Genomic DNA, 12,434 nt, shown 5'->3' on the forward strand with positions numbered 1-12,434 from the left:
TCCCCGCGAGGGCTGATTCTGTAGGTAATGAACCGGGCTGGTGTGGCGCCGTGAACGCGTGGGACGCGGCAGAGAGTGCCGACTTCCGTGGTCCCCTCGACGTCACCAGGGCGGCCACGGCGGTACTCGACGCCCGGAACACGATCGTCGGATGGAGCCCCGCGGCGCAGGCGCTCCTCGGCTACCGGCCCGACGACATCGTCGGGCGACCCGTGGACACGTTCCTGCCGTCCCGGCCCATGTCCGCGCTCCCGCCCCCCGAGAAGCCCGTCCTGCCCCTCGGCCCCCCGTTCGGAGGCAGCGAGATCCGGGTCGCGCGGCACCGGGACGGCCATGAGCTGCTGGTCGCAACCGCGGTGTGCCTCCTGCCGGGCGCCGAGGGCGTAGAGGGCGCCGATACCCGTACCGGCACGCCCGAGCGCATCCTCGTCGCGGCGGAGCTGGAGGGGCTGCGGCTGTGGGAATCCCGGCTGTCCATGCTGCACGGGCTGGCCACCCAGTCGCCCGTCGGCCTGGGCCTCTACGACACCGACCTGCGACTGACCTGGTGCAACGCCGCGTATGAACGCGAGATCGGACGCCCGTTCGCCGAATTTCGCGGCATGCGGGCCGATGAGCTGTACCCCGGTGGCACCTTTGTGACCAAGGGGTACCCGCGGACCCTCGACGCGGTGATGCGCCAGGTGATCGACACCGGCGAACCGGTCCTGGACCTGCACTTCCGCGCCGAGCAGCCCAGTGATCCGGGTCCTGACCACCTCTGGTCCTGCTCCTACTACCGGCTCCAGAACGCCGACGGGCATGTGCTCGGAGTGTGCGAGGACGCCTTCGACATCACCGATCGCTACCAGGCGCAGAATCGATTGGCCCTGCTCGTGGAGGCGGGCCGCGGGGTCGGCACCACGCTGGACGCGATCGTCACCGCCGAGGAGATCGCGGAGGTGGCGGTGCCGGACTTTGCCAGTCTGGTGACCGTCGACCTCGGGAGGGCGGTCCTTGACGGCGAGGTGCCGGCCACCGGCGGTTCGGTGGAGATGGGTCTCGTACGCGTCGCCTGCCGTTCGGACGGTTCGCAGGACGCGGAGGGGGACGCAGGGGAGGGCGCGAAGGAGTGCGCGGGGGAGTCCGGTGAACCGGGGGAGTCGGCGGAGTCCCTGGAGCCGTCGCCGCACGACCCGGTGCCGGTGGACTACCTGCCCGGCTCGCCCCAGGACCGCAGCCTCGCCTCGGGAGGGCTCGTACTCGACGAGAACACCCTGGTCGTGCCCTTGCGCGGCGGAGGCAGCACCCTGGGGCTCGTCACCTTCGTCCGTGGTCCGCACGCCGCCGCCTTCGACAGCGGCGAAGTCGCCCTGGCCGACGAGCTGGTGACCCGTACCTCCGTGTCCGTCGACAACGCCCGCCGCTTCACCCGCGAACGCACCGCGGCCCTCGCTCTGCAACGCCAACTGCTGCCGCAGCACGTGCCGCAGCAGTCGGCGGTCGACCTCGCCTACCGCTATCTCCCCGCGGACGACCAGACCGGGGTGGGCGGTGACTGGTTCGACGTGATCCCGCTGTCCGGGACCCGGGTCGGTCTGGTGGTGGGGGATGTGGTCGGTCACGGTCTGCAGGCCGCCGCCACCATGGGACGCCTGCGTACGACCGTGCGCGCCTTCGCCCAAATGGACATGTCCCCGGACGAGTTGCTCACCCGGCTCGACGATCTGGTGGGGCAGGCGGCGGAGGAACAGCCGGATGTCTCCGGCAAGGTGGCCGACTCGTACGCCGATGTGACCACCGGGGCGACCTGTCTCTACGCGGTCTACGACCCGGTCTCGCGCCGCTGCGTGATGGCCCGCGCCGGACATCTGCCGCCCGCGATCGTGCACCCCGACGGCCGGCTGACCTTCCCGGACCTCCCGGCCGGTCCGCCGCTGGGACTGGGTGGCCTGCCATTCGAGTCCATGGAGATCGAGCTGCCGGTGGGCAGCCTGATGGCCCTCTTCACCGACGGTCTTGTCGAGGCCCGTGACCGCGACATCGATGTGGGACTCGACGCGCTGGGGCGGGTTCTGAGTGACCGTCAGGCCTCGCTGGAGGAGCTGTGCGACCGGGCGGTCGCCGAACTCCTGCCCGACGGCACGACCGCCGACGACACGGCTCTGCTGCTCGTCCGTACCCGCGAACTCGACCCCCGGCAAGTCGTCGACTGGGAGCTGCCCGCGGAGCGCGTCGCGGTGAGCCACGCCCGCGAGCTGGCCACCGGACAGCTGCGCGACTGGGGTCTTGAAGACCTGACGTTCACCACTCAGCTCGTCGTCAGCGAGCTGGTCACCAACGCGATCAGGTACGCCGACGGGCCGTTGCACCTGCGCCTCATCCGAGACCGCACCCTGCTGTGCGAGGTCGCGGACACCGGCCACACCTCACCGCACCTGCGGCACAGCGCCGAGGACGACGAGGGCGGCCGGGGGCTGTTCATCGTCGCGCAACTCGTCCAGAGGTGGGGCACGCGGTACACCCGGTCGGGGAAGACCATCTGGACCGAGCAGTCGTTCCCCTCGGCGGGCTGACCCCGGGTCCGCCGGTCGTTCCCCACGATGGGCTGACCCCGGGTCCGTACAGCGACCGATAAATGGCTGGCACCCGGCGCCGGCGCAGGGCTAGGGTTCTCGGTGTTGCCGGGCGACGCTGTGCGTCGTCCCGGGGTGTGCCGGTTCGTTGAAGAAGCAGGAGGTGAGGACATTGATGGCTGTCACGGTGACGGGTGCTGCCCGCATTCAGGAGTTCATCATCGTTTCCACCCCTGTGGTCTCCGGCTGACACCCACCCGCTTTCCGCGCGCCGAGCGCGCTGCCGGGGCCACCCTCCGAAGGGTCCCCCTTGTCCAGCTCGTTCAACGCTTCGCTCAACACGCTGTCCACGTCCGGTACTTCTGACGCCTCCGACCCGTCCGACGCTCGGAGCGCCCTCGCCTCCTACGGCTGGGACGAAGGCTGGGCCGCCGAATTCTCCCCGTACGCCGCGCAGGGCCTGTTGCCCGGCCGGGTCGTACGGGTCGACCGCGGTCAGTGCGACATCGTCACTCCGGTCGGCACCGTCCGGGCCGACACCGAATTCGTGGTGCCGCGCGACCCGATGAAGGTCGTGTGCACCGGTGACTGGGTGGCCGTCGACCCGGTCGGCGGCGATCCGCAGTACGTACGGACGCTTCTGCCGCGGCGTACCGCCTTCGTGAGGTCCACCTCGTCCAAGCGCTCCGAGGGCCAGGTACTGGCCACCAATATCGACCACATCGTCATCTGTGTGTCCCTCGCGGCCGAACTCGACCTCGGGCGCATCGAGCGGTTCCTCGCCCTCGCGATGTCCAGCTCCAGCGGCGACGCGCTGTTGCGCGGTGCGAAGCCCTCGTGGGGGAGCCATGCCCAGCCGATCGTCGTGCTCACCAAGGCCGACGTGATGCCGGACGTCACCGGGCTCTCGTACCTTGTCGAGGATGTCGCGGCCACCGCGCCCGGTGTGCAGGTGCTGCCCGTCAGCGCCGCGACGGGCGACGGCATCGACGTGCTCGCCGCCATGGTCTCGGGCGGTACGAGCGTGCTGCTCGGCGTGTCGGGCGCGGGCAAGTCGACCCTCGCCAACGCGCTGCTCGGCGAGGACCTGATGGATGTGCAGGGCATCCGTGACGTGGACGGCAAGGGCCGGCACACCACCACCACCCGCAACCTGCTGGCGCTGCCCGGCGGCGGAACACTCATCGACACGCCGGGACTGCGCGGGGTCGGCCTGTGGGACGCCGAGGCGGGCGTCGGGCAGGTCTTCTCGGAGATCGAGGAACTGGGCGAATCGTGCAGGTTCCACGACTGCGCCCACGAGGCGGAGCCGGGCTGCGCGGTGCTCGCCGCCCTGGCCGACGGCTCGCTGCCGGAACGCCGGCTGGAGAGCTACCGCAAGCTGCTGCGGGAGAACCGCCACATCGCCGCCAAGACCGACATCAGGATGCGCGCCGAGATCGGCCGTGAGTGGCGGATGAAGTCCGCGCAGGGCCGGGCCGCGATGGAGGCCAAGCGGGGCCGGACCCGTTGACCCGTTCTGATTGACCCGCGTCAAGCGCCGGACGGGCCGGATTCCGGGCCCCGTCCGGCGCTTGAAGCTCAGCGATGAGGATCCCGCCGGGCGCCCGGCATGCCCGCACGCGGTGTCCGAATCCCGCGAGCCCGGAGCCCGTATCCGGCGCACACTGAGGGAGTGATGGACGAAGAGACCAGGTATGAGGCGGTCAGCAGCCGCGACGCGCGCTTCGACGGCCAGTTCTTCTTCGCCGTCAAAACCACCGGCATCTACTGCCGCCCGAGCTGCCCCGCCGTCACACCGAAGCGCAAGAACGTCCGCTTCTACCCGACGGCGGCCGCCGCCCAGGGCAACGGCTTCCGGGCCTGCCGCCGCTGCCGCCCCGACGCCGTACCCGGCTCCGCCGACTGGAACGCACGCGCCGATGTCGTCGGCCGCGCCATGCGGATGATCGGCGACGGAATCGTGGACCGCGAGGGCGTGCCCGGCCTGGCCGGCCGGCTCGGCTACAGCACCCGGCAGGTGCAGCGCCAGCTCACCGGCGAGCTGGGGGCCGGGCCCGTCGCGCTGGCCCGCGCGCAGCGCTCGCACACCGCCCGTGTGCTGCTCCAGACCACCGGGCTGCCCGTCACGGAGATCGCGTTCGCCTCGGGCTTCGCGAGCGTGCGGCAGTTCAACGACACCATCCGGCAGATCTACGCCCGCACCCCCAGCGAGCTGCGCGTGGAGGCGGGCACCGGGACGGGCGGCAGCGCGGGGGAAAGGGCGGCCGGCCGCACCGGCGCGCCCGCCCGCGCGGCCGGGATCCCGCTGCGGCTTGCGTACCGGGGTGCGTACGCCGCCGGGGAGGTCTTCGGCCTCCTCGCGCGCGAGGCGCTGCCCCGCGTCGAGGAGGTCATCGGCGAGCCCGGCGCCCGCACCTACCGGCGCACCCTGCGGCTGCCCTACGGCACCGGCCTGGCCGCCGTCGACGAAGCACCGCACAGCGGCTGGCTGGAGGCCCGGATCCACCTCACCGACCTGCGCGACCTCACCACCGCCGTGCAGCGGCTGCGCGGACTCTTCGACCTGGACGCCGACCCGTACGCCGTCGACGAGCGGCTCGGCGCCGACCCCCGCCTCGCACCCCTCGTCACCGCCCGCCCCGGGCTGCGCTCACCCGGCGCCGCCGACCCGGACGAACTGGCGGTACGGACCCTGGTCGGCCGGGAGCGCGCCGAACGGCTCGTCGAGACGTACGGGAAGGCCCTGGACCTGCCGTGCGGCGGGCTCACCCACCTCTTCCCCGAGCCCGGCGCCCTCACCGGCGCCGACGATCCCGTGCTGCGCGCCCTGGCGACCGCGCTCGCCGACGGCGCCGTACGCCTCGACCCGGGCGCCGACCGCGAGGAGGCCGAACAGGCGCTGCTGGCGCTGCCCGGCATCACCGCCAGGACCGCGGGCCTGATCCGGATGCGGGCGCTCGGCGACCCCGATGTGGCACCGGCCGGGGAACCGGACGCGGAGTCGGACGCGGAAGCCTGGCGCCCCTGGCGCTCGTACGCGATGCGCCACCTGTGGGCGGGGGAACTGCGGAGCACGGCTTAAGGACGAGCGGCGGCCGAGCAGCCCCGGCCCCGGAGGCTGCCGCGCCGCCCCTCGGCCGCCGGGGAACAGTGCGTCAGGCACCGGATCGCCCAATCACCGCGTCACGGCGTGTCGAGGCCCCAGCTGTGGATCTTGTTCGGGTGGATCCGGATGATCTCGTCACTGAAGTGCGGGCCCAGCTCGTGCGGCCCGGTCAGCAGCTCTGCCTCACCCCGGATGTCCACCCCGCGCACCGCCCACGGCTGGAAGCTCACGATGTCGTCGATCACCAGGGCGACCTTGGAGTTCGCCTGGAGGTTGCGCCACTTCTTCGTTGTGCCCAGGGCATGGCCGCCGACCAGGATCGTGCCGTCGTCCTGCGGAAAGAAGCCGACCGGGTTGGCCTGCGGCTGGCCCTTGGCGTCGACCGTTGCCATCCGTCCCAGGCGCTGGGTCTTGAGATACGCGCGTTCTGTTTCGCTGAAAGCGGTCATGGGGCCACCCTCACACGCCCGTTGACCACCCCACATCGGGCCGAGGGCCCAGGGGATGTCGTTTGGATCAGCCCCAGGCCCCGCGCGTACGTCGCTTCCCTCAGCCGCGGGCTCGTGTGTACGTCGCTTCCCTCAGCCCCGGCCCCGCGCGTACGTCGCCCCCCCCTCAGCCCCAGAGCACCGCGCCCAGCCACGCCCCGACCACCAGCAGGCAGGCGAACAGCTCCACCAGCACCGGAAGGCCGATGGCGCGCATGACCGTACGCGTCGAGGCCCAGCCGCCCCGGTGGCTGCCGAGCCGCGCCCGCTCCGACCCGTAGATCCCACCGACGAACCCCACGATGCCGCCCAGCACCGGCACCAGGAAGAAGCCGGCGATCCCGGTGATCCCGCCTACGAACAGCGTCCGCGGGGGCGCCCCCGACTCATGGCGTCGGCGGCTCGGCAGCAGTGGTTTCAGCGCCTGGTTCAACAGCAGCACGGCCGTCGCGCCGATCAGGACGCCCCAGGCGAGGCTCGTCGGTGCGGCCAGCGACCACCACAGCACGGCCGCCCACACGATCGCCTGACCCGGCACTCCGGGGACGAGCACACCGAGCAGGCCCAGCATCATCACCAGGCCGACCGCGACAAGCTGCCACGCACCCATCTGCCAAGCGTGCAGGAGCCGGAGCGTTCTCGCAGGTCAAGCGTGCAGGAGCCGGAGCGTCCTCGCAGGTCAAGCGAGCCGGGGTGGGCCGCTGCCGGCCGTCCGCGCGCCGCCGCGGCCGTCCCCGCCCGGCCGGTCCCGCGCCACCCAGCCCCGCTCGTACGCGTGCCAGCCCAGTTGCAGCCGGGTCGTCACACCCGCCAGCTCCATCAGCCCCTTCACCCGCCGCTGCACGGTCCGCAGCCCCAGTTCCAGCTGCTTGGCCACGCTCGCGTCCGTCATCCCGGCGAGCAGCAGTGAAAGCACCTGGAGGTCGGTGGCGTCGGGTCCCCGACCCGGTTCCTCCGCCACGCCGCCGCCCTCCCCGAGCCGCAGCGGCAGCGCCTCGCGCCAGACCGCCTCGAAGAGACCCATCAGGGACTCAAACAGCCCGCTGGCATGGACGACGAGCGCCGAGGGCTCCGCGCCGCGCCCGGTCAGCGGCACCATCGCCAGGGTGCGGTCCGCGACGACCAGCTTGGTCGGCACCTTCTCCACCACCCGGACCCGCTCCTCGCGCCCCAGCGCGGCGGCCAGCTCGCTGATGCCCGCGGGCAGCGCCAGCACCTCGCGCTCGATGACCACGCGATACGTCACCCCGCGCGCCGCCGCCCGCTCCTCGGCCTCGTTGTCCCGCCCGGCCACCACGTTCGGCCGCCCGGTCACCAGCGCGCACACCTCGCTCGACGCGCCGAGCTGAAGCTGAAGGAAGCGGTGGGCGACCGCGCTCGCGCCCGTCACCACCTCGACCAGATCGTGCACGGCGGGCTCGGCCGCCTCCGAGCGGTACTCCTCGGCGAGCAGCGCCGCCGCCATCTCGGCCTGCTCCAGCTCATGCCGCTGCTGGGTGAGCAGCGCACCGAGGGCGACCCCGGGCGGCGCCGCCACCCAGCGCCCCGCACGGGCGGAGGACTGGGCGGCGAGCCCGTGGCGCTCCAGGCGGCGCAGCGCACGCTCCGTATCGGCCTCGGGCAGCGCAAGCCGGTGGGCGAGGTCGGGCACCTCCCCGGCGCCGACGGCGACGAGTGCGCGGTACGTCGACTCCTGTGCCTCATCAAGACCTATGGCTCCCAGCACTCCTGGACTCCTCCCCGGACGCGGATCTGGCAGGTCGCGGCGGTCGTGGCGGAAATCGGCCACGGCACAAACCCGCCGCACACATCATCCCTGCACCGCCCGTCCCTCTGCCAATGTGGCGCCACCGCAGCACCAACACCCTCCACTGGTACGGCGGCGTACTCGCCCCCCGCGGCTCCGCGCGACGCGAAGGGCGGCCCGGCCTCGCCGCCGAACGGCAGGGCAACCGGATTGGAGTCGCCCCGCGTTCTGGGGCGACAGCGAACATGCCGGTCTGGCCGGTTCCTTCGGTGACGTCGGAGGGATGCAGTTGAGCCGCGACGGTGAGATGATCGGTGAATCTCCTTACCCATTCGGAGTCTTCGACGTACCGTCGAAGGAAGCCGAGTACGAACTGGCGCTGTCCACCACCAAGTTCGGGCAGCCCGCGGCAGTCTGGAAGCGCTCCACCGAGACGCGGACGGCCTGGAAGTTCCGTTCGAAGCTCGATGAGAGCGCCTACTCCCAAGGTGTGCCGCTGCTCGTCCCGGACTACCAACTCCCGGCGGACGGCCGTAAGACGCTCCGCGCGCAGGACGGTCAGAAGATCGACCTCAGCGTGAGCGGCCACGCGGGTTGCACACCTGGAGCCCTGACGGCAGCGAAGCTGTCGTACTCCTACTCCTACGACGACGGAAACACCTGGACCGAGGCCGAGGTCGGGCAGCAGTCAGGTACCTGGACCGCGACCGTGAATCACACGGGCGCGACGGGCAAGCCGGTCACACTGAAGACCGAACTGACGGACGCCAAGGGCAACTCCGTCACTCAGCTCGTGGTGCGTGCGTACGACGTGCGTCAGCCACGATCCGTCCGCCGGGCGTCCTTCCCGTGGGGGGTGGGGCCGCCCGGCGGACGTCTTTTTCCTGATGACCCGTTTTCGTACGGCCTCAGCGGTGGACAATAGGGGCATGAGCCAGCAGGGGGAGAGGCGCACCACGCACGAGGACGAGTGGTGGAGTCGGCTGTACGACGAAACCGCTCCGGACACGGGCCCCGCGCCGGCGGGCGACACTCTGGACGACCGATTCGACTCCGCGGTGGACACGGTGGGACCACCGGGACCGGAGCCACCGCCCCCGCCCGTACCGGCGGCGCTGAAGCCACCGGCACCGGAGCCACCGCCCCTGACGGCACCGGCTCCGCCGGTCATGCCGCGCCAGCGCGCCCCGTGGGAGCCCCCGGAGCCCCCGCTGGCACCGGCACCGCCCGGCGCACCGGCGCGGCCCGCGGCACCCGCCCCGCCCCCGCCCCCGCCCCCGCCCGCCCCGCCCCCGCCGTCCGACGCCCCCGCCGGTCCCCCGCCGGGAGCCGCGCCCCCGGAGGCCTGGCGCCCGGTGCCGGGCCCGGCTCCGTACCACCCGGCCGAGGGCCGCGCCGCCTGGGACGCGACCGCGCCCCCGGAGGCCTGGCGCCCGACGCCCCCGGGCCCACGCCGGCCGTCCGGCGTCCCCCCGGTCCCGGAAGCACGCGAGACCGGATCCCCGGATCGCCCGCACCTGCCCCCCGTCCCCACACTCCCGGACGCCTGGCAACCGGCGTCCCCCGAGACGCCCCCGCGGTCCGACGCCCCAAGGCCGGCTCCGGGGGAGCGCCGGCCGCCGACCGGCACGCCCACCACGCCCGACCCCCGCCCCGCCACCGGGCCGCCGACGCTCCCCGTGGGCGCCGCGACGCGCGGTGCCCCTGGACGGCGGCCCCGGGGCGACTACGTCGGGGACGGTCCGCCCACCTACGACGCCGAGCCCACCGCGTTGCCCTCCGCCGACCCGCGCGGACTGGACACCCTCGTCGCGGACACCGTGCTCGACGGGGCCCAGTACGGCACGTACACCCTGCGCGGCGCCTCCGTGCGCGGTGACTCCGCCCGCTACCGGGGCGAGCCGCGGCGCGACGCCCTGCTCACCGCCCGCTTCGGCCGCGGTGAGGGCGCGCTCGTCCTGGTGGCGGTGGCCAGTGGGGCCCGTGCGTCGGAGAGCGCGCATCTGGCCGCCGCCGACGCGTGCCGGTCGATCGGTGAGGCCGTCGGCCGCAGCCATGCCCGGCTCTCCGACGACATAAGGGCCGGCCGCAGAGGCGACCTCAAGTCAGGTCTGCACCGCCTCACCGACCGCAGCTACGGCCGGCTCCGTGCCCAGGCCGGCGACCTCGGCCTGGAGCCCGAGGAGTACACCGCGAGCCTGCGCTGCCTGCTGCTCTCCGCCGACCCGCAGTGCCGGACGAGGGTCTTCTTCGGCGTCGGCGGCGGTGGCCTCTTCCGGCTGCGCGACGGCGTCTGGCAGGACATCGAGCCCCTCGCACCCGAGCCCGCAGCCGTTGTCGGCGAGCCCGTCGTCGGCTTCGGCTCGGTCCCGGCCGAGAGCCCCGGTGGCGACCGCCTGACCATGGACCTGGGCATTACGACGAGCCCGTCCCCGTACGTCGAGAGCAGGCCGCCGCCCACCGAGCCCTTCCGCTTCCGGGCCTCGGTGGCCCGCCCGGGTGACACGCTCCTGCTGTGCAGCGGCGGTCTCGCCGAGCCGCTGCGGGGTGAGGCCGCACTGGCCGATGAGCTTGCCGAGCGCTGGGCGAGCGCCGATCCGCCCGGCCTCGCGGAGTACCTCGCGGACATCAGGCTCAGGGTCAAGGGGTACGCGGACGACCGGACGGCGGTGGCGGTCTGGGAGGCGTAACGGCGCCCGTCATGGGTTGATGTGGTGGGTGGCCGCGCCGCGCCGAACCCGCCGACGTCCCGAGAGGGTGTGCGCATTCCATGGCCAAGCAGAAGGTGGCGGAGCAGTTCGTCGACATCCTCGTGCGCGCGGGGGTGCAGCGCCTGTACGGCGTGGTCGGGGACAGTCTCAACCCGGTCGTCGACGCGATTCGCCGTACCCCCGCGATCGACTGGGTCCAGGTCAGGCACGAGGAGGTCGGAGCCTTCGCGGCCGGCGCCGAGGCCCAGGTCACCGGCAAGCTCGCGGCCTGCGCAGGCTCCTGCGGCCCCGGCAATGTGCACCTGATCAACGGCCTCTACGACGCCCACCGCTCGATGGCCCCGGTCATCGCCCTCGCCTCGCACATCCCCTCCGGCGAGATCGGCCTGGGCTTCTTCCAGGAGACCCACCCCGATCAGCTGTTCCGCGAGTGCAGCCACTACAGCGAGCTGATCTCCAGCACCCAGCAGATGCCGCGCGTCCTGCAGACCGCGATCCAGCACGCGATCGGCCGCAGCGGGGTCAGCGTGGTGGCGCTGCCCGGTGATGTCGCGTCCGCCGAGGTCTCCGAGCGGGCCATCGAGCACGCGCTGGTCACCACGCGCCCGACGGTGCGCCCCGGCGAGGCGGAGATCGAGAAGTTCGCCCGGATGATCGACGAGGCGAAGCGGGTGACGCTGTTCTGCGGCAGTGGGACCGCGGGCGCGCACGCGGAGGTCATGGAGTTCGCCGAGCGGGTCAAGTCCCCGGTCGGGCACGCCCTGCGCGGCAAGCAGTGGATCCAGTACGACAACCCGTACGACGTCGGCATGAGCGGACTGCTCGGCTACGGCGCCGCCTACGAGGCCACGCACGAGTGCGATCTGCTGATCCTGCTGGGCACCGACTTCCCGTACTACGACTTCCTGCCCGACGACGTGTTGATCGTCCAGGTGGATGTGCGGCCCGAGCACCTGGGGCGCCGCTCCAAACTCGACCTGGCGATCTGGGGCGACGTACGCGAAACGCTGCGCTGTCTGACACCGCGGGTGAAGGCCAAACCCGACCGGAAGTTCCTTGACCGCATGCTGAAGAAGCACGCGGACGCGCTCGAAGGCGTCGTGAAGGCGTACACCCGCAAGGTCGACAAGCAGGTCCCGATCCACCCCGAGTTCGTCGCGTCGGTCCTCGACGAACTGGCCGACGACGACGCCGTGTTCACGGTCGACACCGGCATGTGCAATGTGTGGGCTGCCCGGTACATCACGCCCAACGGGCGTCGCAACGTGATCGGTTCGTTCACCCACGGCTCGATGGCCAACGCCATGCCGCAGGCCATCGGCGCCCAGTTCACCGACCTCAACCGGCAGGTGATCTCCATGTCGGGCGACGGCGGATTCACCATGCTGATGGGCGACTTCCTCACCCTCGTGCAGTACGACCTGCCGGTGAAGGTGATCGTCTTCAACAACTCCGCCCTCGGCATGGTCGAGCTGGAGATGATGGTCGACGGCCTGCCGTCGTACGGAACGACCAACAAGAACCCGGACTTCGCGGCGGTCGCCCGAGCCTGCGGCGCCTACGGTGTGCGCGTCGAGAAGCCCAAGCAGTTGGCGGGCGCGCTCAAGGGCGCCTTCAAGCATAAGGGCCCGGCCCTGGTGGACGTGGTCACCGACCCGAACGCGCTCTCCATCCCGCCCAAGATCCGGGCGGAGATGGTCACGGGGTTCGCGCTGTCCGCCGGCAAGGTCGTCCTGGACGGCGGGGTGGGACGGATGCTCCAGATGGCCCGCTCCAACCTGCGCAACGTGCCGAGGCCGTAGGGGTGTTGTGTGGATCTCACCG

Annotated in this window: 9 protein-coding genes; 6 read left to right on the plus strand and 3 right to left on the minus strand. The window is 72.3% G+C overall.

All coding sequences use genetic code 11. The features are described 5' to 3' along the window. Window positions 1-50 precede the first annotated feature (50 nt). The 3 genes from ABCR94_RS19160 to ABCR94_RS19170 all read left to right on the plus strand — a co-directional run bounded on the left by ABCR94_RS19160 (window position 51) and on the right by ABCR94_RS19170 (window position 5,640). Complete coding sequence (locus tag ABCR94_RS19160; RefSeq protein ID WP_347120612.1) at window positions 51-2,555, plus strand: SpoIIE family protein phosphatase; 2,505 nt, start codon at window positions 51-53, stop codon at window positions 2,553-2,555. A 343-nt stretch (window positions 2,556-2,898) separates the two neighbouring features. Continuing rightward, a complete protein-coding gene (rsgA, locus tag ABCR94_RS19165; RefSeq protein WP_347120755.1) occupies window positions 2,899-4,068 on the plus strand; it encodes a ribosome small subunit-dependent GTPase A in 1,170 nt (389 codons plus the stop codon). A 165-nt stretch (window positions 4,069-4,233) separates the two neighbouring features. Next, the gene (locus ABCR94_RS19170) at window positions 4,234-5,640 is read left to right on the plus strand and encodes a DNA-3-methyladenine glycosylase 2 family protein (RefSeq protein WP_347120614.1); all 1,407 of its coding nucleotides are present in this window, start codon (window positions 4,234-4,236) and stop codon (window positions 5,638-5,640) included. A gap of 101 nt (window positions 5,641-5,741) precedes the next feature. Here ABCR94_RS19170 and ABCR94_RS19175 read toward each other — a convergent pair whose 3' ends face one another. The 3 genes from ABCR94_RS19175 to ABCR94_RS19185 form a co-directional block, all read right to left on the minus strand. Further along, complete coding sequence (locus ABCR94_RS19175; protein ID WP_347120616.1) at window positions 5,742-6,113, minus strand: PPOX class F420-dependent oxidoreductase; 372 nt, start codon at window positions 6,111-6,113, stop codon at window positions 5,742-5,744. Between the two features lie 166 nt (window positions 6,114-6,279). After that, window positions 6,280-6,762, minus strand: coding sequence for a DUF456 domain-containing protein (locus ABCR94_RS19180; RefSeq protein ID WP_347120617.1), 483 nt, complete (start codon window positions 6,760-6,762; stop codon window positions 6,280-6,282). Window positions 6,763-6,831: 69 nt separating this feature from the next. Further along, window positions 6,832-7,878, minus strand: a complete 1,047-nt coding sequence (locus tag ABCR94_RS19185; RefSeq protein ID WP_347120618.1) for a helix-turn-helix transcriptional regulator — start codon at window positions 7,876-7,878, stop codon at window positions 6,832-6,834. A 310-nt stretch (window positions 7,879-8,188) separates the two neighbouring features. Between ABCR94_RS19185 and ABCR94_RS19190 the strand changes: the two genes are divergently transcribed. The 3 genes from ABCR94_RS19190 to ABCR94_RS19200 all read left to right on the plus strand — a co-directional run bounded on the left by ABCR94_RS19190 (window position 8,189) and on the right by ABCR94_RS19200 (window position 12,412). Then, a complete protein-coding gene (locus ABCR94_RS19190; protein ID WP_347120620.1) occupies window positions 8,189-8,824 on the plus strand; it encodes a hypothetical protein in 636 nt (211 codons plus the stop codon). A gap of 4 nt (window positions 8,825-8,828) precedes the next feature. Continuing rightward, window positions 8,829-10,589: a protein phosphatase 2C domain-containing protein gene (locus tag ABCR94_RS19195; RefSeq protein WP_347120621.1), complete on the plus strand. Its 1,761-nt coding sequence runs from the start codon at window positions 8,829-8,831 to the stop codon at window positions 10,587-10,589. An 80-nt stretch (window positions 10,590-10,669) separates the two neighbouring features. After that, the gene (locus ABCR94_RS19200) at window positions 10,670-12,412 is read left to right on the plus strand and encodes a pyruvate dehydrogenase (RefSeq protein ID WP_347120622.1); all 1,743 of its coding nucleotides are present in this window, start codon (window positions 10,670-10,672) and stop codon (window positions 12,410-12,412) included. Window positions 12,413-12,434 lie beyond the last annotated feature (22 nt).

The sequence above is a fragment of the Streptomyces changchenzhani genome, from assembly GCF_039766235.1.
GTDB lineage: Bacteria > Actinomycetota > Actinomycetes > Streptomycetales > Streptomycetaceae > Streptomyces.

Bases quoted from the DNA above. Each gene is read 5' to 3' on its own strand.
- ABCR94_RS19170 (WP_347120614.1), top strand. From the start codon at position 4,234: ATGGACGAAGAGACCAGGTATGAGGCGGTCAGCAGCCGCGACGCGCGC.
- ABCR94_RS19175 (WP_347120616.1), bottom strand. From the start codon at position 6,113: ATGACCGCTTTCAGCGAAACAGAACGCGCGTATCTCAAGACCCAGCGC.
- ABCR94_RS19195 (WP_347120621.1), top strand. From the start codon at position 8,829: ATGAGCCAGCAGGGGGAGAGGCGCACCACGCACGAGGACGAGTGGTGG.
- ABCR94_RS19200 (WP_347120622.1), top strand. From the start codon at position 10,670: ATGGCCAAGCAGAAGGTGGCGGAGCAGTTCGTCGACATCCTCGTGCGC.
- ABCR94_RS19180 (WP_347120617.1), bottom strand. From the start codon at position 6,762: ATGGGTGCGTGGCAGCTTGTCGCGGTCGGCCTGGTGATGATGCTGGGC.